Consider the following 20,272-nt stretch of genomic DNA (forward strand, 5'->3'; position numbering starts at 1 on the left):
GTCCAGAATGTGAGGGGGAAGCGATGAAGCCTGCAGCGATCAAAAAGTTCGATTTGCTTTATCTCGGCTCGTTGGCCGTGTCCTTGTTCGGCGTATTGCTGGTCTTCGACACCATGGTTGAGATTTCCAACGATGAACTGGCTGCCCAAGGTATTGCACCGATGGGACAAGGGTTTCTGATTGCCGGCCTGGCGTTCTGGATCTTCATCGCTCTGGCATTGTGGTTCCTGGTGTCCAAATTGCGGATCGAGTTCGTTAAATACGTGCTCGCTCTCTTCGCCGCCTACGGCGTCTACGCGGCGGCGATGGGAAGTGGCGGGGAAGCGCCAATGGTCAACGTGATCATCAGCTGGATCAGTACGATCATGACGGTCGGTGCCGTCTATTTCCTCTTTACCGCCGAAGCGAAGGCCTGGTTCGCGCAGAAGCGAGGCTCGGGCGATTAAGGCCGCTTTACTGGCAGCTTCGGGAGTCGTTTCGCTGGGCCTCTCCAGTGTCGCCCAGGCGCAGGCCTATCAATGTCGTATTCCCGCGAATGTCCAGACGCCGCAGCTTCGCGACGAAGGACGGGCGCGGAACCTGCCTGTCACCGGCTACACCCTGGCGCTCAGCTGGAGTCCGGAGTTTTGCCGCTTTCGCGAGGATGACAGACGGCACGCGCGGCAATGCTCCGGCAGGCAAGGCCGGTTCGGTTTCACCGTTCACGGCCTATGGCCGAACAGCGGGCGTACATGGCCCCAGTGGTGCGCGCGCACGCCGGTCAGTACCGACGTCCTGAGGCCCAATCTCTGCATGAGCCCCGATGCGTCGCTCCTTGCCCGCCAGTGGCAAAAGCACGGCAGTTGCATGACAAGGCGCCCGGCGACCTATTTCAAGGTGACGCGCATACTCTACGATGGTCTGCGCTGGCCGGATTTCGTGCGCATCAGCCGCGAGGACGACCTCACCGCCGGCACCATCCGCACTCGCTTTGCAGACGCCAATCCGGGCTGGTTTTCCGAGGCTGTGGGCGTGCACCTCGATCGCAAGGGATGGCTCGAGGAATTGCGGCTTTGTTACGACAGGCGCTTCATGCCCGAAGCCTGCGATCCGCGGCGTTACGGCGCAAAGGACAAGCAGGCAGCGAAGATTTGGCGGGGACTGTAAGAAACAAGAAGACGACGACCGGTCAGCTTTGCTCTCTCAGCCTTGCGATTAGCGCATCGGTCCCGGCAGCGATGCCCGCAAGATAATCGCCTTGCCTGAAATTCGGAAGGATCGAGTTTTGGATCACCGCTGAGCAGAACTCGTCCGGCAACGCGTTCTCGAGACCGTAGCCGACGGCGATCCTCACCCTGCGTTCGTTGGGAGCAACCAGGAGGATGACGCCATCGTCGATACCTGCACGACCGATACCCCACGCATTGCCCAGATCGGTCGTGTAGTCCGCAATCTCGCGCCCATCGAGACTGACAACTGTGACGACCACAAACTGGTGTCCGGTGGCCTTCTCCAGGTCGATGAGCTTCTGAGCGATTGCCTGCTCTGCTGCCGGCGCAAGAATATCGGCATGATCCGAAACCGGCCCAAGCAGTTCCACCGAGGGGGCCGGACGGGCTTCTTCCACTGCAACCGGATCGGCCTGCGATTGATCCAGGCATCCGACCAGTGCTGCGCCGAAAAGGAGCGGAGCACAGACTATATGGGAGAAGCGCCTCCTCAACGGCGGGCCTTGAAGAATTCGCGCAGCATCCGGGCAGCCCTGGCTTCCCCAATCCCTGAATAGACTTCGGGGCGGTGCAGGCATTGTTCCTGCTCGAAAACCCTGGAGCCGTGTTCCACCGCGCCGCCCTTGGGGTCGCTCGCCCCGTAGTAAACCTTGCCCAGCCTTGCGTGCACGATCGCACCTGCGCACATGGCACACGGTTCCAGCGTGACCCATAATTCGCAGTCGGAAAGGCGTTCCTGGCCGAGCCCTTTTGCCGCACGGCGAATCGCGAGGATTTCGGCGTGGGCGGTCGGATCGCAAGTCTCGCGCGGCGTGTTGTGCGCTTCGGCAATTATCTCGCCGTCGCGTGTGATGACCGCACCTACCGGTACTTCGCCCGCTGCTGCGCTGGCCTCTGCCAGTTCGAGCGCGCGCTTCATCGGTTGCGGAAGGGTCCAGCCTGTCATACCAGCGTCTCGCTAGCCCGCAGGTTGCGGGGGCGCAACGTGCTTGACGATTCGCACCCTCGCCGCTATGCGCGCCGCTTTCCGGGATTTATGAGCCCCGCACCCGCAAAAGCGGTCAAGGGAACTCGCCCGCCCATTCGAACGAAGAGACTGAACCATGTCGCGTATTTGCGAACTCACCGGCAAGGGCCGCCAGGTCGGCAACAATGTGAGCCACGCCAACAACAAGACCAAGCGCGTCTTCCTGCCGAACCTGCAGAACGTCACGCTGCTGAGCGAAAAGCTCGATCGCAGCTTCAAGTTCCGCGTTTCGACCCAGGGCCTGCGTTCGGTCGAACACAATGGCGGTCTCGACAACTGGCTGCTGAAGACCAAGGACGAGAAGCTTTCGGCCAACGCGCTCAAGGTAAAGCGCGAGCTCAAGAAGGCTGTCGCCGAAGCCGCTTAAGGCGATGGCGCTTCGGCGCCGTTCCAGGGCTTGATATATGAAAAGGCGCGCGGGTCTTGCCTGCGCGCCTTTTGCTGTTTTCTGCCGAGTTATCGAGCGTCTTCGGGCCAGTCCAATCGCATCAGCAGGGTCCTTTGGAGCTTGCTGAAATTGTCGTCCGAGATGAGCCAGATAGCCCAATCGCCATCCGGCTCTTGCGTAACCACGGCCCCTTCGAAGTTTTCTTGCGGGAAAGGGCGCCCGAGATCGCTCAGTGGCTGCAGCGCGATAGTTTCACCCTCCCTTATGTCCTGCGGGTCGAACGTCGCGAGCTTCACGGAGAAATAGGGCGGCAAGCCAAGTTCGAATGCCCGGAGGATTACGAGGACCCTTCCATCGGGCAGAAGCGTCGCTTCCGCAGGGTTGTACCCCGTCTCGCCGATCAGGGTGAAGCTGGCAGGAACTGCGCCGCGGACGGGATCGCCTTCGAAAACCAGCGCCTCGTGCCGCGCATCGCCGCGATCCTCTTCGGCGATCACGATGATCCTGCCGTCGGCAAGGCGAACCATTGCTTCCGCGCCTGAGTTGTTCGCCCAGTCCTGCATGGCAGGCGGTTTGAATGCCGCCGACCAAGTCCGGTCCGAGTTGAACCTCACAATGTGGTTCGACCCCTCGATGCCCGACCAGAAGCGTCCTGTTTGCGGATCTCGCACGATCGATTCTAGGTCGATCCGGATCCAGCCGTCGTTCGAGAACCCCGTGAAACCGGACACTTCCGGGGCCGGCCCTTCCCGATCGGGTCGGGTCAACAGCAGGACGCGTCCTGCATCGCTGCCTGCGAGAAACATGTCCCCGCCAAGGGAAACCAATGCGGAATAACCACCGAACCCGTCGTTCTCGCTTGTCAGGTGCCAAAGCCCGCCAAGCGAGAGAGGGCCATTCGTCGCGGCCTCAAACCCGAGCGCGTGTATCTCGACTGACCCTGTCAAATCCGGCGGCGCGACATCGGTGCGCACGAACACCCCGGGCGACAGGCCCAGAGCAAGAAGCACAACAAGGAAAATCCGGCCTATCCGCATCGAGTAAACGCATGCCGTGGCGCGACCTGCGGGTATGCTCCCAACCTCATGGCATGGGAGGCAGGAACAGGAGCGGATCGAGCCGCTTCTCGCGCCACATCAGGCTCCAGTGAAGGTGTGGCCCGGTCGCGCGGCCGGAAGCACCGACATTGCCGAGCAGCTGGCCCTGTTCGACCCGGTCACCCTCCGCCACTCTCAGCCGCGATAGGTGGATGAAGGCACTGTTCAGGCCCGCACCATGATCCAGGATGATGATACCGCCCTCAAGGCTGAACCCTGTCCGCGCGAGCACGACAACACCGCCAGCAGGCGCAACAAAAGGAGCGCCATTGCCGGGAGCGATATCGATACCGGAATGATAGCTGCCCGGTTCGCCGCGATAGATTCGTTGGCGGCCGAAACGGCCAGAGATGCGCCCGGTTACCGGCCAGATGAACTCCTGCATCCAACCCTCGGCCCCGGTTTCCTTCGCTCGTGCATCGCGGATCGCCAGCCATTCCGGCTCACGCTTCGCCCACCAGGCCGCACCGCCGCCACCCGTGCCCTTGGCGACATTGACGCGCTCGATATCCCACTCGCGCGGATCGACCGTGATGGTCTCCCGCGCATAGACCAGATTGCCACTCGTCGCCTTGAACTCGATCTTCGCGGGGCTGTCCCTGTCGAAGGCGGCGAAGAAGCGGCCCTCGTCATCGACGTCGATTTCCTGATCGCCCAACTGCGCGGTCCATCGCCCGGGACCAAGGTCGCCGCGCATCCAGCCGCCTTGCGTCAGCACGCCGGTGAAGGTGAAATCGACCGGTTTTGCGGGTTCGGGCCTTGGCTCTTCGACCACAGTCGGCGCGGGCGCCGGAGCAGGCTCGCTCATTACCACCTCCTCCGGTGCGGGCACGGGCGTGCCCTGCGCCGGAGCGACGCAAGCGGCAGTGAGGAGAAAAAGTAGCGGCGCGACCCTATGGCGCATCACGGTTTGAGACGCTCCGTTGCGAGTTGCGGTGTCGCGTAGGCTTCCTGGTACTCTACCGACCAGTAACGCAATTCGTCGAGCGGGATCGCCTCGCCCGAAGCGGCGCAGAAAACGTGCTGGCCTGCGCGCAGCACGCGGAAGCCGTTCGGGCCGTATTGCAGCTTTGCCTCGCCCGAAGCGGGGCCGGAATTCTTGTTCATCAGCATGGTGAGCGTCCTAGCACTTCGCGCCTATCCGAACAAATCATCCTGCGCTGGCGGCGTTCCCTTCGCCGGACGCTTCGCGCGCGGTTTCGGGGCCGTGGGCGCCTGCGGTGCCTTGCCGGTCGTGACGGCCAGGTCTCCATCGCGGAATTTCAGCGTCAGGGCAGCTTCCTTCGCAGCGGCCGCATGAGTAGTCACGGTCTTGCCCTCCGGCCCGATGACCCGCACGTAGCCGCGCTTCACGACATTATCCGGATCGAGCGAGACCATCAGGCGAGATACGGCAGTCAGGCGCTGCTGCGCCTGCTCCACGCGGATTTTCAGAAGGGGTGCATTGAGCCTTGCCCGGTCGGATTGCAGCCGGTCACGCGCGCGGGCTGCGCGATCGCGTAGCCCGTTGGCGAGCCGCGTCGCGGCATCGTCCAGCCGCTGCGCTTGGGGCTGCAGCAGAACCTCCAGCTTGGGCATGCGCTGGACCCGAGCCTCCAGCCGCTCGCGACCGAGCTGCACGGGGCGTAGTATGGCGCGTTGCTGCCGTGCGCCGAAATCGGAAAGCGTTGCGGCAAGTTCCTGCCGGACTGGCACGGCAATTTCGGCGGCCGCGGTCGGCGTCGGCGCGCGCTTGTCGGCAGCGTAATCGGCCAGAGTGGTGTCGGTTTCGTGTCCGACCGCGCTGATCGTCGGGATGGAGCATTCGGCTATCGCGCGAACGACCGTTTCTTCGTTGAAGCTCCACAGATCCTCGATCGAGCCGCCCCCGCGAGCGACGATGACGAGGTCCGGCCGGTCGGGATGCCCTTCGGGTAGCGCCGAGAAACCGCGCACCGCGCCTGCCACCTGGTCCGCCGCACCCTGCCCTTGCACGAGGGCGGGCCACACGATCACGCGGCTCGGGAAGCGGTCGGCAAGGCGGTGGAGGATGTCGCGAATGACTGCGCCGGTCGGCGAGGTCACCACGCCTATGGTGCGGGGCAGGAACGGGAGCGCCCGCTTGCGCTCCTCGTCGAACAGCCCTTCTGCAGCGAGGCGCGCGCGCGTCTTCTCGAGCAGCGCGAGCAGGGCCCCTTCGCCTGCAAGCTCCATCCGCTCGATCACGATCTGGTATTTCGAGCGGCCGGGATAGGTCGTCAACTTGCCGCTGGCGACGACCTCCAGGCCATCTTCGGGCTGGAACGCAAGGCGCTGGGTATTGCCGCGCCACATCACCCCGTCGATGACCGCCTTCTCGTCCTTGAGCGCGCAATACATGTGTCCGCTAGCCGCGCGTTTGACGCCCGAAAGCTCGCCGCGCAGGCGCACATAGCCGAACCGCTCCTCCACCGTGCGCTTGAGCAGGCCGGAAATCTCGCTGATCGAAAGCGGGGCGGCGTTGTCCCCGGCGCGACCCTTCGCTACCAGACTGTCATCTTGGGAATCTGACGGGAAATCGGCGGGCATGAATATCCTTTTGCTGGGCGGCGGTGGTCGCGAACATGCGCTTGGCTGGAAACTGGCGCAATCGCCGCAATGCGACAAGCTGTGGGCTAGTCCCGGCAACCCGGGAATGGCCGAATGCGCAGAATGCATCGCGCTCGATGCCGGCGATCACGCAGCGGTGGAGCAGTTTTGCCGCGACAAGTCCATCGGCCTGGTCGTGATCGGCCCCGAAGCGCCGCTGGTGGACGGGCTGGCAGACGATCTGCGTGCGGCAGGCGTGGCGGTTTTCGGTCCCTCCAAGGCAGCCGCGCAACTGGAAGGCAGCAAGAGCTTCACAAAGGAGTTGTGCCAGCGCGCCCGCATTCCCACCGCGCGGTTCGAACGGTGCACCTCGCTCGAGGCGGCCTGGGGAGCGCTCAAGAAATTCGACCCGCCCTTCGTCCTCAAGGCAGATGGTCTTGCGGCAGGCAAGGGTGTCGTCATCGCCGAAACCCGCGAGGAAGCGCAGCACGCCCTTTCCGAAATGTTCGACGGCAAATTCGGCAGCGCGGGCAGCGAAGTCGTCATCGAGGAATTCCTGCAGGGCGAGGAGGCGAGCTATTTCGCCCTCACCGACGGCGAGGCCATCGTTCCGATCGGGAGTGCGCAGGACCACAAGCGCGTGGGCGAGGGCGACACCGGCCCCAATACCGGCGGCATGGGCGCCTATTCGCCCGCACCGGTCCTGACCGACGCCCTGAAAGACCAGGTCATGCGCGAGATCATCGAACCCACGGTCCGGACCATGCGCGAAGAGGGACACCCCTATTCGGGCGTCCTGTACGCAGGTCTCATGCTCACCAAAACGGGGCCGCAGCTGATCGAATACAACGTGCGTTTCGGCGATCCGGAATGCCAGGTCCTGATGATGCGGCTGGAAAGCGATCTGGTCGAGATCATGCACGCCTGCGCCCAAGGGCGGCTCGGAGAGATCGACGAGCCGCGCATGGCAGACCAGTTCGCGCTGACGGTCGTCATGGCTGCAGAAGGCTATCCCGATACTCCGAAGAAGGGCGGCGCTATTCATCTCGGCAATGCGGAGGCGGACGGGGCCAAGGTCTTCCATGCAGGCACGAAGATGGCAGATGGCCAGCTCGTTGCGAACGGCGGCAGGGTGCTCAATGTGACTGCAAAAGGCGCGAGCGCGACCGAGGCCCAGCACAATGCCTATGCCGCGGTCGACGCCATCGACTTCGCGGAAGGTTTCTGTCGCCGCGACATCGGCCAGCGAGAGGTCAGGCGCGAGCGGGGCTAAGGCAGTTCCATGCTGCTTTACGGGCTTGTCTTCCAGAACCTGAAGGACGCTGTCTCGCGCGCGGCGACTGCCTCTGAGATACGGCCCGGCGCTTTGCACTTGCCTTTTCGGCAATCGGAGCGGCAAACTCGGAGCATGGAAAGAACCGGATCGCTCGCTCGCCTCGTCCTGCCTGCTATTGGCGCGCTTGCCCTTTGCGGCTGCCAGACAGCTTATGCCGATGAACAGGAAGCCAGTGCCGGCCCTGCGCCCTCGAATATGGCGCACGACAATCCGCTCGCCTTCGCACAGGGCGCCTGCGGCGGATGTCACGCGGTCGAGAAACCGTGGCTATCGCCCAATCCCGACGCGCCGACTTTTGCCGATATTGCCAATCGTGAGGGCGTGACCGAGGAAACGCTGCAAACCTATCTCACCGACGCGCACAATTACCCGCTGGTGATGGATTTCGATCTCGATCCCGAGCAGGCGGCAGAACTTGCCCACTACATCCTCAGCCTGAAGGACGAGGACTACCACAAGCCCCCGTCCTGACAGGGTCTCAGCCGAGCTTTTCGGCGACGAGCGCCTTCAGGTCCTTTTCGCTGCGCGCGCCGATGTGGCTGATGATTTCGGCCGCACAGATCGCGCCCATCCGCAGGCAGGTCTCGAGGCTTTCGCCGCGTGCATGGCCGGTAAGGAAGCCTGCCGCGAAGAGATCGCCCGCACCCGTCGTATCGACGACCTGCTCGATCGGCTCGGCCTCGATGACCACCCGTTCCCCATTGGCAATTCCGACCGCACCCTTTGCGCTGCGGGTCGCGACGAGGACGGGGACCTTGTCTGTGAGGGCTGCGAGACCGGCATCGAAGTCTTCTTCGCCGGTCAGCGTAGCCAGCTCGTGCTCGTTGACGAAGAGGATGTCGATCTTGCCTTCTTCGATCAGGGCGCGGAAATCGTCGCCATGGCGCTCGATGACAAAGCTTTCGCTGGCGGTGAAAGCGACTTTGCGGCCGGCCTCGCGGGCGACGTCGATAGCACGGCGCATGGCGCTGCGCGGTTCTTCCGGATCCCAGAGATAGCCTTCGAGGTAAAGGATGCCGGCGCTGGCAATCAGCTCGTCGTCGAGAGCGGCAGGGGGCAGGAACTGGCTGGCACCGAGGAAGGTGTTCATCGTGCGCTCGCCATCGGGGGTCACGAAAATGAGGCAGCGCGCGGTGGGCGGATCGCCGTCGCGCGGCGCGGTGTCGAAGTCGATACCGACGGCGCGAATGTCGTGGCTGAAGATTTCGCCCAGCTGGTCCTTGGCCACCTGGCCGACGAAGGCGCACTGTGCGCCGAGCGAGGACATGCCCGCCAGCGTATTGGCCGCCGAACCGCCGGAGATCTCCGTCGCGCGGCCCATCGCGTCGTAAAGTTCCTTGGCGCGCGGCGTATCGACAAGTGTCATACCGCCTTTCGCCAAGCCAAGCTCTTCGATCAGATCGTCTTCACAGGGGGCCATGACATCGACGATTGCGTTGCCGATGGCGATGACGTCGTAACGGGGCTGGGACATTGGTACTCCGGAGGATGTGTAAACGGTGTGTCGGGCGCCGTTAGCGCTTCGTCGGGCATTGGCCAAGGGCGGCGTTGACTTGCGCTGCCCATCTGCGCAATCGCTGGCAGGAGATGATATCGCTTCCCCGCGCCCTTACCCTGTCACTCGGCCAGTTGGGCGATCCGGCGATCGTGAAGGTGCTGGTCAAGAGCATAGCAGTCACGATCGCGATATTTCTCGTAATAGGTTCTGTAGTACTCACGGCGCTTTACAAAGCACTTGTAGCCTATGGCGTAGGCTTGAGTGCAGAGATCAGCGCCATCGCCGCCGTCCTGCTTACGGTCGTGGCCGGCTGGCTACTGTTCCGCTTCGTGGCGCTGTTCGTCCTGCAGTTCTTCGCCGATGAGATCGTGCGGGCGGTGGAAGCGCGCCACTATCCCCATGCGGCAAAGGTCGCCAATCTCCCGTTCCGGCAGGAGCTGGCGAACAGCGTGCGATCGACCGTGCGCGCTTTGCTGGTAAACCTTGCGGCATTGCCTTTCGCGCTGATCTTGCTGGTGACCGGCGTGGGGACGGCGATCCTGTTCTGGGCGGTCAACGGCTGGCTGCTGGGCCGCGAGTTGCAGGACGTGGTGTGGCTGCGTCATCGCGGACATGCACAGGAGATTGCACCGATTTCGGCCGTGCAGAGATTTCTCCTCGGCGGCACGGTGGCGGCGATCCTGCTCGTGCCCTTTGCCAATCTGCTTGCCCCCGTCATCGGCGCGGCAAGCGCAACCCATATGGTGCATCGCGGGAGAGAGACCGATGCGTAAAATCGCTCCGCTGCTATTCGTCGCCACCGGGCTTACGGCCTGCGTCAGCGCGCCGCCCGCTCCTTCGGCCCCGCCGCCGCGCGCGCCGGTCACCACGCCCCCGCCCCAGCAACCGGTCGAGGTCGCCCCGTCGTCGGGAGGCTTCATTGCACCCAGGGTCATGAATGTCCCCGGCCTCGAGGGCGTGATCGGCAGGAATGCGACCGCGCTCGCCAATATCTTCGGCCCGCCGCGGCTGGAGGTGAAGGAGGGCGATGCGCTGAAGCTGCAATTCACCGGACCGGCCTGTGTGCTCGATATCTACCTCTACCCGCTGTCGCCCGGGGCACAGCCCAGCGCGACCTATGTATCGGCGCGCAGGGCCAGCGATTCCCTCGACGTCGACCGCGCAGCTTGCGTCGCGGCGCTGCGTCGGTAAGATGAAATTAATAGCGTAATACTAGGGAAATCGGGTCCATTCAGGGGGACTTGGAACAATGAGTACGCAATTCGACCAAATCGCCGAACATGCTGCGGCAGACGGCAAGGTCACGCCCGAAGAAGTTCTGCAGCTGCGCCGCGAATGCTGGCCCGATGGTATCATCACCAGGGCAGAGGCGGACGCGATCTTCGCGCTCAACGACAAATTGACCGAGCGCGGCCCCGAATGGACCGAGTTTTTCGTCGAGGCGCTGAGCGTTTTTACGGTCATGCAGCTGGAGCCCAAGGGCTATGTCAGCCAGGAAAACGCCGACTGGCTGGTCGCACGGATCGACCATAACGGCGAGTTCGGTTCGATGGCCGAATGCGAACTCGTCGTGAAGATTTTCGAGCGTGCGAAGAACGTCCCGCAAAGCCTGAAGGACTGGGTGGTCGAACGCATGGAAGATGCCGTCCTGAACGGCACCGGGCCGACCCATCGCGGCGGCCAGATGGAAAAGGGCAATGTCACCGCCGCCGAAGCGCAGATCTTGCGCCGCGCGATCTTTGCTCCCTCCAGCGCTCGTCCGGGTGGGGTTGGGCGGTCGGAAGCCGACCTCTTGTTCCGCATCAAGGACGCTACGCTCCACGCCGACAACGATCCGGAATGGAAGCGCCTCTTCGTGCAGGGCATCGCCAGCTATTTGCAGGGATTCCACCTGCCCAATGCCCAGATCAGCCGCGAACGCGCCGCCGAACTGGACATATTCATGGCCGACACCTCGCGCAGCGTCGGGCGCTTCGTCGGGCGCATGGCAAAAGCATCGCCCAACGTCTTCGGCCAGGTCTTCGGCAAGCGCGGCACCGACGCGTCGATGGAAGATCGCATCGTCGAAGCGGAAAAGGTCACCACCACCGAACAGGCGTGGCTCGACGGCAAGATTCACGCCGACGGCGAAGTCGACGAATACGAGCAGGCCCTGCTGGATTTCCTCGCGGAAGGGTGATCGGGTCCGGCCGGTGGGACCGGCTTAGACCATGAAGCTTTCGCCGCAGCCGCACGCGCCCTTGGCGTTCGGGTTATCGAACACGAAACCGGCGGAGAAATCGTCTTCCACCCAGTCCATCGTGCTGCCCACGAGATAGAGGACGCTTGCCCCGTCGATGTAGAAGACGCCGCCGGGTGTCTCGATCTTCTCGTCGAACTTGGCCTCTTCGGTGACGTAGTCGACGGAATAGGCAAGGCCCGAACACCCGCGGCGCGGGGTCGACAGCTTCACACCGATGGCATCTTCAGGCGCCTTGGCCATGAGGTCGGCAACGCGCTGCTCTGCCCGCGGCGTCAGGATGACGGCGGCCTTGGGTGCGGGGCGGGTGCGTGTCTCGGTCATTACAGTCTCTTTTGCCAGAATAGCGCGTGGCCCTTGTCCGGGTCCAGTTCGTAGTCGCCATAGCCCTGCGCGGTGTAGAGCCCCTTGGCAGGGTGGTTGCCGCTGAGGACTTCGAGCGTCACCTTGCAGGCGCCGATGCGTCGGGCCTCTGCATGGATGGCATCGAACATCGCCTTGCCGACGCCCTTGCCGCGCTGGCCATCGCGCACCACCATGTCGTGGATATTGACCAGCGGTTTTGCCGCGAAGGTCGAATAGCCGGTGAAGCAATTGGACAGGCCGACCGCATCATCGCCGTCAAAGGCGAGAATCGAGAAGGCGCCGGGCGTCTTCGCAAGGCCCGGAATGAGGTTTTCGCGCACCTCGTCGCCGAGCGGCTCGCCACCACCCATCGGATCGCGCGCGTAGCAGTCGAGCAATTCGACCACGGTACTCGCATCGCTTTCGTCGCCATAATCGGCAATCCGGGTGGTGATTTCGCCCATCAGAGCATGCCCAGTTCGAGCCGTGCCTCATCGGTCATCTTGTCGGGACCCCACGGAGGATCCCAGACGAGATTTACCTCTGCATCGCGCACGCCGGGAACGCTGGCGGCACGCAGTTCGACTTCGCCCGGCATGGTTTCGGCAACCGGGCAATGCGGCGTTGTCAGCGTCATGGTGACGATCACGTCGGCTTCGTCCGATACCTCCACGCCGTAGATCAGGCCGAGGTCGTAGATGTTCACCGGGATTTCCGGATCGTAGATTTCCTTCAGCGCATCGACGACCGCCTGTTGCAGCTTGCCGCCAGTGCCCGTCACGCTTTCGGCTTCGGGCTTCTTCTGCAGGAAGCCTTCGAGGTAGTCGCGCTTGCGCTCCAGCTTCTCGCCCGCGGTTTCGTCGGGGTCGATCGCATCGGACACACGCGCACGCGGAGGCTTCCCGACTACCGTGTCCGCCGGCGATGGTGCGGCAATGAAATCCTTGTCGTCAGACGGCTTGTTCATCCGAAGATCCTCCGGGTCCTTTCGATGCCCCGCATGAGGGCGGCAATGTCGTTTTCGTCGCTGTAGAGGCCGAAGCTGGCGCGTGCGGTTGCGGGCACGCCGAGATGCTCCATCAGGGGCTGCGCGCAGTGATGGCCTGCGCGGATCGCCACGTTCTCTTCATCCAATATGGTGCCGAGATCGTGCGGATGAACCCCTTCGAGCGCGAAGGAGACGATCCCCGCGCTTTCTTCGGGGCCGAACAGGGTCACGGCATTGGTGCGGCGCAATTCCTCGCGCAGCTTTCTCGCAAGGCTGTTCTCGTGTTCGTACAGCTTATCGGGGTCGTGCGCGGCCACGTAATCGATCGCCGCATGCAGCGCGATCGCCTCGGTGATCATCGGCGTTCCCGCCTCGAAACGCTGCGGCGGCGGGGCGTAGGTCGTGCCTTCGAACGAGACCTTGTCGATCATTGCACCACCACCCTGCCAAGGGGGCATAGCGTCGAGAATATCCTCACGCGCCCACAGCACGCCGATGCCGGTCGGGCCGTAGAGCTTGTGGCCCGAGAAGGCATAGAAGTCGCAATCCAGCGCCTTCATGTCGAGCGTCATGCGCGGTGCCGCCTGGCACCCGTCGAGCAGGATCTTCGCACCGACCGAATGGGCGAGATCCGCAGCCTTGCGCGCATCGAGCACGCTGCCGAGGACGTTGGAGACATGGGCCAGCGCCACCAGCTTGGTGCGCGGGCCGATCATGGCCTCCAACGCGCCGAGATCGATGCAGCCGTCTTCGGTCAGCGGACAGACGTCGATCTGCGCGCCCGTGCGTTCGGCCACCATCTGCCAGGGCACGATGTTGGAATGGTGTTCTAGCGTCGACAGAACGATTCGGTCGCCTTCGGTCAGCCGGGTCATCCCCCAGCTTGCCGCGACAAGGTTGATCGCTTCGGTCGCGCCGCGCACGAACACGATCTCGTTTTCCGACTGCGCGCCGATGAATTCCGCAACGCGCCTGCGTGCGGCTTCATAGCCCTGCGTCATCATCGCGCTGCGCGAATAGACGCCGCGGTGCACGGTCGCGTAATCCCTGCCCATGGCGCGCGACATGGCGTCGATCACCGCCTGCGGTTTCTGCGCCGTGGCGGCCGTGTCGAGGTAATGCCAGGGCGCGCCTTCAGGCGTCACGAGGCCGGGAAAGTCAGCCTTGCGGGTCAGGGTGGTAGACACGGTCATTCGTTCACCTGGAAATGCTCGGCTATCCGCCGGTCGACATAATAGATCGCCTCTGTTCTCAGGTGATCGGCCCTCGAAATATTTACTCCGGGTAGACTGGCAATCGAGCCATCGTAGGGCGCACTGCGCGCCGCCGCCTCTATCTCTTCCTTGCAACCATCAACCGCCTTGACTGCCCAGCGCCAACGCTCCTCCTCTTCCGGCTTCCAATCGAATTTGGCCAATAAGCTGTCGGTGCTGGTCACGAGGCAGGCGTGGGCCGTGTCCAATTCGGCAGTTCTTTCCGGAACGACGCCAGTGGTTGCCGACGCTTGCAGCAAAAGTAATGCGGCCTGGATGCTCACAGGTGCTTGTCCAGCTTGTCGAGCGCGATGCGCAGCAGGCGTTCGTGCTCGGCCTCGTCGTCCAGTTCCACCAGCGCATCGCCGATGAAGGCCTGGACCAGCAGGCGGCGCGACGCTTCGGGGGAAAGCCCGCGCGCAGCCATGTAGAAACGGGCGTTCTCGTCCATCTGGCCGACGCTGGCGCCGTGTGCGCACTTTACGTCGTCCGCAAAGATTTCGAGCTGCGGCACGGCATTCACGCTAGCGCCCTTTTCAAGGAGCAGGCCCTTGAAGCTTTGCGCGGCATCGGTCTTCTGTGCGTCGCGGACCACGTCGATCCGGCCGAGGAAGTTGCCCGTGCCCTTGCCCCAGTGGACGCTCCGCACGATCTGGTTGCTGGTTGCGTTCGGCTCTTCATGGGCCACCCGCGTGACGAATTCGCGCACGGTCGAGCGACCGCCGACGGTGATGCCGCCCATTTCGAAATGGGCACCTTCGGCGAGGGTGAGGACGACCTCGACCCGGCCCAGCTGCGCACCGGCGATGACGCCGAACAGTTCGAAACGCGCACCCTTGCCGATCTTCACCCGCAGGCGGCGCAGTTCGACGCCGTCGGGATCGGAATTCTCGTCGGAGATAACCAGCGTTTCGCGCAAGGTCTCGCCGGCGGGGACTTCTATGTCCTGCCAGCGGTCGAACGCGCCAAGGTCCATGCCGGCCAGCGCATCCGTGTCGGAATAGCGCCAGGCCTCGTCCTTGCGTGTGGGGAAAGCGACGTCCTGGGTCATGCAGGCTCCGCCATCACCGCGTCATAGCCTTCGTTCTCGAGGCGCAGCGCGAGGTCCGGGCCGCCGGTCTTGACGATCCGGCCTTTGCTCAGGATCGAGACCTTGTCGGGCTTCACAACGTCGAGCAGGCGCTGGTAGTGCGTGATCAGCAGGACACCCTTGCCGCTGTCGCGCATGATCGCATTGATGCCATCGCCCACCACGCGCAGCGCATCGATGTCGAGACCGCTGTCGGTTTCGTCGAGCACGGCGAAGGCAGGGTCGAGGATGCCCATCTGGACCATCTCGGCGCGCTTCTTCTCGCCGCCGGAAAAGCCGACGTTCACATTGCGCTTCAGCATGTCCATGTCGAGCTTGAGCAGGGCGGCCTTTTCCTTGGCCAGCTTCAGGAATTCGCCGCCCGAGAGCGGTTCTTCGCCGCGTCCCTTGCGCTGGGCATTGAGCGCTTCGCGAAGGAACTGGACGTTCGAGACTCCGGGAATTTCAACCGGGTACTGGAAGCCGAGGAACAGCCCTGCCGCAGCGCGCTCGTGCGGTTCCATGTCGAGCAGGTCCTGACCGCGGAAGGTGACCGAGCCGCCCGTCACCTCGTAGCCCGGCCGACCGCCGAGCACATAGGACAGCGTGGACTTGCCCGCGCCATTGGGCCCCATGATGGCATGGATTTCGCCCGCAGCGACTTCCAGGCTGAGGCCGTTGAGAATGGTCTTGCCGTCGATTTCGGCGGTGAGATTTTCAATCTTGAGCATTGGTATGTCCTGTTCGTGCCACTTAGCTATTGGGCACCTGGTCTTGCGCCGTGTTGTCCGCGATTTCCGATCCCGGGCAGCGGCGCATCTCGAACTGCATCATGCGCGTGAGGCGCAGCAGCTCGGTTGAATAATTCATCAAGGCGAGGCGATCTTCGTCGCTGTATTCGTCCTTGTCGTGGATGTGCTCCAGCTTCGGGCCTTCCGTTGCTGCGAAGTCCTCGCGCTGGTTGCGAAGCTCGGTGACGCGCGCCACGCAGGCGGCGTCGACCGTCGTTTCCTGCTCCTCGCGATACCGACGATGGTTGGAAAGGCCCGCCGCGATCAGGGCGTCGAGATCGGAGCCCCGCGCGACATGGATGCGGCGGATCGTCTCGAAGATCTCCGCGACCTGTTCGGGGCTGGCTTCATCGGTACTCCCGCGCTCGGACAAGCGGTCGTTAGCGCCCTGCTCCAGCTTGACTGCCTGCTTGGCGCAGCGCTGGATATCGCCGCGATACTGGTCGGCGAACCCTCTTCCGTCGCCGACGATGTAGTTCCCGCTCTTGAGGCAGCTGTAATAGTCGTCGACGAAAGCGCCGATGAGGCTCGGGTATTCGAGCGCCCAGGTCTCGGAATCTTCCGCATACTCGGCTGTGACGGCTTCGCCTGCTTGAGAGCTGACAAGCAGGAGGGAGGCTGCGGTAGCAAGGATCATCGGTTAGCTCCTTCGTGATCGGCGCGGCGCTGGCGCTTGTCGGCGATACGGCTGCGCATGCCGAGCGTGATGCGTTCGAGCACGGCATCCATGTTTTCCAGGATGTCCCTGGCGGCGATGCGCATCACGCGGATGCCGACCGCCTCGAGGCTCTTGTCGCGGCGCTTGGCGAGCGTGTCGTTCTGGCCTTCCTCGTCGATGGCGATCGCCATGCCGAGCTTGTGGCAGTTGAAGTCGACGATCGCGCTGCCGACGACGGCGTGGCGCTTGAAAGTGAAGGGGCCCATGTTGGCGCTAGCGAATCTCTCGGCGAGCGCCTTGTGCGCCTCGGAAGAGTGGCGCCGCATCTCGCGTGCCTGTTCGTGCAGCGCATCGAGTCGCTTTTCGGAAATCTCCCAGCCGCGGCCCTTCTTCTTGATCGAAGGGGCCTCGTCACCGGTTTCGGACGGATCGCGGAGTTGGAGGGTCTTGCGGTCGGTCACTGGGCTTCAGCCTTTTCTTGCGCGTCCATGAGCAGGCTACGCGCCAACCCTTCGTGTATTTCATCGAACTCGGCTTGAGATGCCGCCATGGTCGGCACCGCCCCTCTCTCGAGAGCGGTCGATCGTTGCGCATCACAGGCCCGGAGAATCACCTCTACGACCTCGTCCTGTGAGCCCGCGTGGCGGGCAGACCCGGCAGCCTCGTCATTGATGCAATTTGCATAGGCGAGGGTCGCAGTGGAGACATCCTCGAACGACGCCTCTTTCTCCGCACTCTGCCCGCACGCAGCAGCGAATAGGGCACAACCCAGAATCCATTCGCGCCGCATCACCCCACACTCCCCTCAAGCGAGATCGCCAGCAGCTTCTGCGCCTCGACAGCGAACTCCATCGGCAGCTCTTTCAGCACATCCTTGGCAAAGCCGTTGACGATCAGGGCCACGGCCTCTTCCTCGTCCAGACCGCGCTGCATGGCGTAGAACAGCTGGTCGTCTGAAATCTTGGACGTCGTCGCTTCGTGTTCGATCGTGGCCGAGAGGTTCTTCACCTCGATATAGGGCACGGTATGCGCACCGCATTTGTCGCCCAGCAACAGGCTGTCGCACTGGGTGAAATTGCGCACGTTGTCGGCATTTGCCGCCACAGCCACACGCCCGCGATAGGTGTTGTTCGACTTGCCCGCCGAAATGCCCTTCGAGATGATCGTCGAACGGCTGCCCTTGCCGTTGTGGATCATCTTGGTGCCGGTGTCGGCCTGCTGGAAATTGTTGGTCACCGCGACCGAGTAGAATTCGCCCACGCTGTCTTCGCCGTTGAGCACGCAAGACGGATACTTCCACGTCACCGCGCTGCCGGTTTCGACCTGCGTCCAGCTGATCTTCGAGCGCTCGCCCTGGCAGAGGCCCCGCTTGGTGACGAAATTGTAGATCCCGCCAACACCTTCGGAATTGCCCGGGTACCAGTTCTGGACGGTCGAGTACTTGATCTCGGCATCTTCCATCGCAACCAGTTCGACCACGGCGGCATGGAGCTGGTTTTCATCGCGCATCGGAGCGGTGCAACCTTCGAGATAGCTGACATAGCTGCCCTTCTCGGCAACGATCAGCGTGCGTTCGAACTGGCCGGTATTCTCGGCATTGATGCGAAAATAGGTGCTGAGCTCCATCGGACAGCGCACGCCTTCGGGCACGTAGACGAAGGTGCCGTCCGAAAATACCGCGCAGTTCAGTGTCGCGAAGTAGTTGTCCTTCTGCGGCACGACCTTGCCGAGCCACTTCTTCACCAGCTCGGGATATTCCTGAATCGCCTCGCTGATGGAGAGGAAGATGACGCCTGCCTTCTTCAATTCCTCGCGGAAAGTGGTCGCGACGCTGACGCTGTCGAACACGGCATCGACGGCGACCTTGCGCGCCCCTTCGACCCCGGCGAGCACTTCCTGCTCTGCCACGGGAATGCCGAGCTTGTCGTAGACCGCCTTGATCTCCGGATCGAGCTCGTCGAGCGACTTGAGCTTTTCCTTCTTCTTCGGAGCGGCGTAATAATAGGCGTCCTGGTAATCGATTTCCGGATAGCCGAGCTTCGCCCAGTTGGGCTCTTCCATATCCTGCCACAGGCGGAAGGCCTTGAGCCGCCATTCGAGCATCCATTCCGGCTCGTTCTTCTTGGCCGAGATGAACCGGACCGTGTCTTCGGTCAGGCCCTTTTCGGCATATTCGGTCTCGATGTCGGAGGACCAGCCGTGCTCGTACTCGGCCGCCTTTTCGGCAGCTTCACGCGCGTCCTTGTCCATTTCCGCGCGGTCCTGGATGTCCATGTCTTCGCTCACGCGAGTTCCTTTTCCTGCGCCAGCTGCACCAGGCTGATGTCAGCCAGCGCCCTGCGCAAAGTTTCGTTCACCAGCGGCCAGTGCGGCCTGACCCGGCATTCATGATCGACCGAACAATCGGTTCCCTCGACACAGGCGGTAAGGGCGATGGGGCCTTCGACAGCTTCGACGATATCGGCCAGGCTGATCGCTGCGGCCGGCCGGGCCAGCTGCAAGCCGCCGCCTGCACCGCGTACCGAACGGAGCAGCCCCGCGCCTACGAGCTTGCTGACCAGCTTCTGCACGGTGGGTGCGGGAAGACCGGTTTCCGCAGCCAGCTCGGACGCACTCACCCTGCCGCCGCCGCAATGGCGGGCCGCCTGGCTCATCGTGACGACAGCGTAATCTGCAAGGTTCGAAAGGCGCATATCTTAAATCGGACGAATCTGTTCCGATTAGCCACCTATGGGCGCAAACCCGCGGTTTCAACGCATTTCCGCTTGTTGCGAGTCGTTAGCAGTTTTGGCTTAGTTGGGGGTGCGGCCGAGCTGGCGGTCCTGGCTGCCGCCGAACAGGTCGACCGAGGAATAGCCATCCGGGCCAAGCATATCGCGGACCGGGGTTTCCTTGTTCACTTCCAGACGGCGCGGCGTGCGCCCGGTGAACTCGCGGATTTCCTTGATCATGTGTGCCTGATCGTAAAACGCATCACGAATTTCCGCTTCGAGTTCCGGCGCCAGCTCGGGTAGCGACAGGATCGTGGCGGCGCGAACCGCACGATAGCGGCGAATCAGGCGAACCGGGGGCTGGCCGAAGAAGCGCGTGACGAGGCGCTGCATCTGCCGTTCCGAGTAGGGCAGCTTGTCCTGCAATTCCTCGATGTCCGGCTTGAACGAGGAAGACAGCCACTGCAGCGTCGTGTCGATCACCTGGACATGGCGCTCGGACAATTCGCTGATCCCGCACCGCACGATGTCGGCCAGCTCTTCAAGGCCGGCCTTCTCGTCCATCCTGCCCTCGCGCACGGCAAGAGGAAGCGCCTCCAGCCGGGCTTGAAGATCGGGAGCGAAGGCTTTTTCGATCGGGACGAAACAATCATGGTATTCGTTCACGGGCAGGCCCGTTAGCGCAGCCCAGCCGCGAAAGTTCAGCGAGAAGCCCAGCATCAGCATGGGGCCGTGAATATGGAAATCGCGCGCCTTCAGCAGCGCGCCTTGCATCACGACATCACCTGTACGCGATGGCTTGCTCTTCTCGAAGAATACGTCCGCGGTACCCTGAGGCACTACGGCGAGCTGTCCGGAATAGGCGGGCAGGCAGTCCTCGAACCCCGGGGCTTGCGCCCGGAAGATGTAAAGCGAATTGCAGTAGGGTTTCAGGTCTGCCGGCGCTTCGATAAATTCAAAGCTGTACGGAAGGCCATCTGCCCCGTTCTGATTTTCCAAGCTCTGTCCCCTGCGACCCGAGCACTCAAGCGTGCGCTGTAACTAGCGGTGCGCGACGGAACAGGCAATTGTCCTAAGTTTATGTCCGGAATGTGACAGCAGCGGCGAAGTCGTACGA

Annotated in this window: 28 protein-coding genes and 1 pseudogene; 9 read left to right on the forward strand and 20 right to left on the reverse strand. The window is 63.0% G+C overall.

What is annotated here, in order from left to right:
- Positions 1–23 precede the first annotated feature (23 nt).
- From LCM24_RS05955 to LCM24_RS13085, 3 genes and pseudogenes are all read left to right on the forward strand, one after another.
- Positions 24–446 carry a hypothetical protein gene (locus LCM24_RS05955; RefSeq protein ID WP_224803160.1) on the forward strand — a complete coding sequence of 141 codons (423 nt, stop codon included), beginning with the start codon at positions 24–26 and terminating at the stop codon, positions 444–446.
- A pseudogene (locus LCM24_RS13080) lies at positions 376–837 on the forward strand (ribonuclease T2 family protein); the annotation flags it as partial. The gene LCM24_RS05955 and the pseudogene LCM24_RS13080, both read left to right, overlap by 71 nt.
- A 9-nt stretch (positions 838–846) precedes the next feature.
- Positions 847–1,146: a hypothetical protein gene (locus LCM24_RS13085; protein ID WP_318247364.1), complete on the forward strand. Its 300-nt coding sequence runs from the start codon at positions 847–849 to the stop codon at positions 1,144–1,146.
- 22 nt (positions 1,147–1,168) lie between these two features.
- Here LCM24_RS13085 and LCM24_RS05965 read toward each other — a convergent pair whose 3' ends face one another.
- Together LCM24_RS05965 and LCM24_RS05970 are read right to left on the reverse strand one after the other, a co-directional pair.
- The gene (locus tag LCM24_RS05965) at positions 1,169–1,702 is read right to left on the reverse strand and encodes a TPM domain-containing protein (protein WP_224803161.1); all 534 of its coding nucleotides are present in this window, start codon (positions 1,700–1,702) and stop codon (positions 1,169–1,171) included.
- Positions 1,699–2,154 carry a nucleoside deaminase gene (locus LCM24_RS05970; protein WP_224803162.1) on the reverse strand — a complete coding sequence of 152 codons (456 nt, stop codon included), beginning with the start codon at positions 2,152–2,154 and terminating at the stop codon, positions 1,699–1,701. Before LCM24_RS05970 ends, LCM24_RS05965 begins: the two co-directional genes overlap by 4 nt.
- 157 nt (positions 2,155–2,311) lie before the next feature.
- Between LCM24_RS05970 and rpmB the strand changes: the two genes are divergently transcribed.
- The gene (gene rpmB / locus LCM24_RS05975) at positions 2,312–2,602 is read left to right on the forward strand and encodes a 50S ribosomal protein L28 (RefSeq protein ID WP_090476962.1); all 291 of its coding nucleotides are present in this window, start codon (positions 2,312–2,314) and stop codon (positions 2,600–2,602) included.
- Between the two features lie 89 nt (positions 2,603–2,691).
- On the opposite strand, the gene LCM24_RS05980 is transcribed toward rpmB, so the two are convergent.
- The 4 genes from LCM24_RS05980 to xseA all read right to left on the reverse strand — a co-directional run bounded on the left by LCM24_RS05980 (position 2,692) and on the right by xseA (position 6,267).
- Positions 2,692–3,633: an esterase-like activity of phytase family protein gene (locus LCM24_RS05980; RefSeq protein ID WP_224803163.1), complete on the reverse strand. Its 942-nt coding sequence runs from the start codon at positions 3,631–3,633 to the stop codon at positions 2,692–2,694.
- A gap of 73 nt (positions 3,634–3,706) precedes the next feature.
- Entirely contained in the window at positions 3,707–4,528 is an 822-nt protein-coding gene (locus LCM24_RS05985; protein WP_224803164.1) for a M23 family metallopeptidase, read from the reverse strand.
- Positions 4,529–4,623: 95 nt separating this feature from the next.
- Entirely contained in the window at positions 4,624–4,833 is a 210-nt protein-coding gene (locus LCM24_RS05990; RefSeq protein WP_090476968.1) for a DUF2093 domain-containing protein, read from the reverse strand.
- Between the two features lie 24 nt (positions 4,834–4,857).
- Entirely contained in the window at positions 4,858–6,267 is a 1,410-nt protein-coding gene (xseA, locus tag LCM24_RS05995; protein WP_224803165.1) for an exodeoxyribonuclease VII large subunit, read from the reverse strand.
- Here xseA and purD point away from each other — a divergent pair.
- Both purD and LCM24_RS06005 read left to right on the forward strand, forming a co-directional pair.
- The gene (purD, locus tag LCM24_RS06000; protein WP_224803166.1) at positions 6,266–7,540 is read left to right on the forward strand and encodes a phosphoribosylamine--glycine ligase; all 1,275 of its coding nucleotides are present in this window, start codon (positions 6,266–6,268) and stop codon (positions 7,538–7,540) included. The two genes, xseA and purD, sit on opposite strands and share 2 nt — an antisense overlap.
- 135 nt (positions 7,541–7,675) lie before the next feature.
- Entirely contained in the window at positions 7,676–8,074 is a 399-nt protein-coding gene (locus LCM24_RS06005; protein WP_224803167.1) for a c-type cytochrome, read from the forward strand.
- A gap of 7 nt (positions 8,075–8,081) precedes the next feature.
- On the opposite strand, the gene LCM24_RS06010 is transcribed toward LCM24_RS06005, so the two are convergent.
- The gene (locus LCM24_RS06010) at positions 8,082–9,077 is read right to left on the reverse strand and encodes an adenosine kinase (RefSeq protein WP_224803168.1); all 996 of its coding nucleotides are present in this window, start codon (positions 9,075–9,077) and stop codon (positions 8,082–8,084) included.
- Positions 9,078–9,190: 113 nt separating this feature from the next.
- Here LCM24_RS06010 and LCM24_RS06015 point away from each other — a divergent pair, with 113 nt between their 5' ends.
- Genes LCM24_RS06015 through LCM24_RS06025 form a run of 3 tightly spaced genes read left to right on the forward strand, consistent with a single transcriptional unit; the run spans position 9,191 to position 11,280 of the window.
- Positions 9,191–9,874, forward strand: coding sequence for an EI24 domain-containing protein (locus LCM24_RS06015; RefSeq protein WP_224803169.1), 684 nt, complete (start codon positions 9,191–9,193; stop codon positions 9,872–9,874).
- Positions 9,867–10,292: a hypothetical protein gene (locus tag LCM24_RS06020; protein WP_224803170.1), complete on the forward strand. Its 426-nt coding sequence runs from the start codon at positions 9,867–9,869 to the stop codon at positions 10,290–10,292. Before LCM24_RS06015 ends, LCM24_RS06020 begins: the two co-directional genes overlap by 8 nt.
- A gap of 58 nt (positions 10,293–10,350) precedes the next feature.
- Positions 10,351–11,280 carry a hypothetical protein gene (locus LCM24_RS06025; RefSeq protein WP_224803171.1) on the forward strand — a complete coding sequence of 310 codons (930 nt, stop codon included), beginning with the start codon at positions 10,351–10,353 and terminating at the stop codon, positions 11,278–11,280.
- A 24-nt stretch (positions 11,281–11,304) separates the two neighbouring features.
- Here LCM24_RS06025 and LCM24_RS06030 read toward each other — a convergent pair whose 3' ends face one another.
- The 13 genes from LCM24_RS06030 to LCM24_RS06090 form a co-directional block, all read right to left on the reverse strand.
- Positions 11,305–11,664 carry a HesB/IscA family protein gene (locus tag LCM24_RS06030; RefSeq protein WP_224803172.1) on the reverse strand — a complete coding sequence of 120 codons (360 nt, stop codon included), beginning with the start codon at positions 11,662–11,664 and terminating at the stop codon, positions 11,305–11,307.
- Positions 11,664–12,149: a GNAT family N-acetyltransferase gene (locus tag LCM24_RS06035; protein WP_224803173.1), complete on the reverse strand. Its 486-nt coding sequence runs from the start codon at positions 12,147–12,149 to the stop codon at positions 11,664–11,666. The genes LCM24_RS06030 and LCM24_RS06035 overlap by 1 nt, the downstream gene beginning before the upstream one ends.
- Positions 12,149–12,652, reverse strand: coding sequence for an SUF system Fe-S cluster assembly protein (locus LCM24_RS06040; RefSeq protein ID WP_177201781.1), 504 nt, complete (start codon positions 12,650–12,652; stop codon positions 12,149–12,151). Before LCM24_RS06040 ends, LCM24_RS06035 begins: the two co-directional genes overlap by 1 nt.
- On the reverse strand, positions 12,649–13,866 hold the full coding sequence (locus LCM24_RS06045) for an aminotransferase class V-fold PLP-dependent enzyme (protein WP_224803174.1): 1,218 nt from the start codon (positions 13,864–13,866) through the stop codon (positions 12,649–12,651). Before LCM24_RS06045 ends, LCM24_RS06040 begins: the two co-directional genes overlap by 4 nt.
- Complete coding sequence (locus LCM24_RS06050; protein ID WP_224803175.1) at positions 13,863–14,210, reverse strand: hypothetical protein; 348 nt, start codon at positions 14,208–14,210, stop codon at positions 13,863–13,865. Before LCM24_RS06050 ends, LCM24_RS06045 begins: the two co-directional genes overlap by 4 nt.
- The gene (locus tag LCM24_RS06055; RefSeq protein ID WP_224803176.1) at positions 14,207–14,977 is read right to left on the reverse strand and encodes a SufD family Fe-S cluster assembly protein; all 771 of its coding nucleotides are present in this window, start codon (positions 14,975–14,977) and stop codon (positions 14,207–14,209) included. The genes LCM24_RS06050 and LCM24_RS06055 overlap by 4 nt, the downstream gene beginning before the upstream one ends.
- Positions 14,974–15,726: a Fe-S cluster assembly ATPase SufC gene (gene sufC, locus LCM24_RS06060; protein ID WP_224803177.1), complete on the reverse strand. Its 753-nt coding sequence runs from the start codon at positions 15,724–15,726 to the stop codon at positions 14,974–14,976. Before sufC ends, LCM24_RS06055 begins: the two co-directional genes overlap by 4 nt.
- 22 nt (positions 15,727–15,748) lie before the next feature.
- A complete protein-coding gene (locus LCM24_RS06065) occupies positions 15,749–16,423 on the reverse strand; it encodes a hypothetical protein (RefSeq protein ID WP_224803178.1) in 675 nt (224 codons plus the stop codon).
- On the reverse strand, positions 16,420–16,905 hold the full coding sequence (locus tag LCM24_RS06070; protein ID WP_224803179.1) for an endonuclease domain-containing protein: 486 nt from the start codon (positions 16,903–16,905) through the stop codon (positions 16,420–16,422). The genes LCM24_RS06065 and LCM24_RS06070 overlap by 4 nt, the downstream gene beginning before the upstream one ends.
- The gene (locus LCM24_RS06075; RefSeq protein ID WP_224803180.1) at positions 16,902–17,234 is read right to left on the reverse strand and encodes a hypothetical protein; all 333 of its coding nucleotides are present in this window, start codon (positions 17,232–17,234) and stop codon (positions 16,902–16,904) included. The genes LCM24_RS06070 and LCM24_RS06075 overlap by 4 nt, the downstream gene beginning before the upstream one ends.
- Positions 17,234–18,718: a Fe-S cluster assembly protein SufB gene (gene sufB / locus LCM24_RS06080; RefSeq protein ID WP_263617963.1), complete on the reverse strand. Its 1,485-nt coding sequence runs from the start codon at positions 18,716–18,718 to the stop codon at positions 17,234–17,236. Before sufB ends, LCM24_RS06075 begins: the two co-directional genes overlap by 1 nt.
- 8 nt (positions 18,719–18,726) lie before the next feature.
- Entirely contained in the window at positions 18,727–19,137 is a 411-nt protein-coding gene (locus LCM24_RS06085; protein WP_090477000.1) for an SUF system Fe-S cluster assembly regulator, read from the reverse strand.
- A 99-nt stretch (positions 19,138–19,236) separates the two neighbouring features.
- Positions 19,237–20,154, reverse strand: a complete 918-nt coding sequence (locus LCM24_RS06090; protein ID WP_224803182.1) for an AraC family transcriptional regulator — start codon at positions 20,152–20,154, stop codon at positions 19,237–19,239.
- Positions 20,155–20,272 lie beyond the last annotated feature (118 nt).

The sequence above is a fragment of the Qipengyuania aquimaris genome (assembly GCF_020171965.1).
Classification (GTDB): domain Bacteria; phylum Pseudomonadota; class Alphaproteobacteria; order Sphingomonadales; family Sphingomonadaceae; genus Qipengyuania; species Qipengyuania aquimaris_A.